The sequence below is a fragment of the Oceanotoga teriensis genome, assembly GCF_003148465.1.
Taxonomy (GTDB): Bacteria; Thermotogota; Thermotogae; order Petrotogales; family Petrotogaceae; genus Oceanotoga; species Oceanotoga teriensis.
The window spans coordinates 1-1,637 of the sequence record NZ_QGGI01000040.1; the positions used below are offsets into that span (position 1 = coordinate 1).

1 rRNA gene is annotated in these 1,637 nt (G+C 52.8%); it reads left to right on the plus strand.

Going from position 1 to position 1,637, the window contains the following annotated elements:
* Positions 1 to 40 precede the first annotated feature (40 nt).
* Positions 41 to 1,573 (plus strand): 16S ribosomal RNA (locus tag C7380_RS13330).
* The last annotated feature ends 64 nt before the right edge of the window (positions 1,574 to 1,637 follow it).

A 1,637-nucleotide genomic window follows, 5' to 3' on the forward strand; every position in this document is an offset into this window, starting at 1 on the left:
AAAAGACGTCAGAGAAAGAACTGAAGAAGGACAAACCATAAGGATGAAGGGTTTGATCCTGGCTCAGGGTGAACGCTGGCGGCGCGCCTAACACATGCAAGTCGAACGAAGAAAGGGTAGCTTGCTACCCGAGTAAGAGTGGCGAACGGGTGAGTAAAGCGTAGGAATCTGCCCAAAGGACCGGGATAACTGCTGGAAACGGTAGATAAGACCGGATAAGCCCGAGAGGGGAAAGTATCGAGAGATAGCCGAAGGAGGGGCCTACGTCCCATCAGGTAGTTGGAAGTGTAAGAGACTCCCAAGCCGACGACGGGTAGCCGATGTGAGAGCATGATCGGCCACAAGGGCACTGAGACACGGGTCCTACTCCTACGGGAGGCAGCAGTGGGGAATTTTGGACAATGGACGGAAGTCTGATCCAGCGACGCCGCGTGAAGGAAGAAGTCCTTCGGGATGTAAACTTCTGAACTTATCGAATAAAGACAACTGGGGACAGTTGGATGAAGGTAGATAAAGAAAAGCCCCGGCTAACTACGTGCCAGCAGCCGCGGTAAGACGTAGGGGGCGAGCGTTGCCCGGAATTACTGGGCGTAAAGGGGGCGTAGGCGGTCAAATAAGTCAGATGTGAAATACTACTGCTCAACGGTAGAAATGCGTTTGAAACTGTAAGACTTGAGGGTACCAAAGGTAGACGGAATTACCTGAGTAGGGGTGAAATCCGTAGATACAGGTAAGAACGCCAGTGGGGAAGCCGGTCTACTGGGGTAACCCTGACGCTGAGGCCCGAAAGCTAGGGGAGCGAACCGGATTAGATACCCGGGTAGTCCTAGCAGTAAACGATGCTCACTAGGTGTGGGGAGTGAATTCTCCGTGCTGAAGCGAACGCGATAAGTGAGCCGCCTGGGGAGTACGGCCGCAAGGCTGAAACTCAAAGGAATTGACGGGGGTCCGCACAAGCGGTGGAGCATGTGGTTTAATTCGAAGCTAACCGAAGAACCTTACCAGGGAATGACATGGAGATAAGGGTATAGAGATATATCCAAGTATTACTTAGGTGATACAGTCTCACACAGGTGGTGCACGGCCGTCGTCAGCTCGTGCCGTGAGGTGTTGGGTTAAGTCCCACAACGAGCGCAACCCCTACCATTAGTTGCCAGCGAGTAAAGTTGGGCTACTCTAATGGGACAGCCGTCGACGAGACGGAGGAAGGAGGGGATGACGTCAGGTAAGCGTGCCCCTTATGCTCTGGGCGACACACGTGCTACAATGGTACGGGCAGAGGGCAGCGAAACTGCGAAGTGAAGCGAATCTCATAAACCGTGCCGTAATTCGGATTGTAGTCTGAAACCCGACTACATGAAACCGGAATCGCTAGTAATCGCAGGTCAGCCAAACTGCGGTGAATACGTTCCCGGACCTTGTACACACCGCCCGTCACGCCACCCGAGTTGGAGACGCCCGAAAATGGTAGACATAACCGCAAGGAGTGAAACTATTAAGGGCGGGATCAGCGAGGGGGGCGAAGTCGTAACAAGGTAGGTGTACCGGAAGGTGCGCCTGGATCACCTCCTTTCTAAGGAGAAACAAAAGAAACCGAAATTGGTGAGTAAACTATCTACTATTGAGATAGCAAAAAG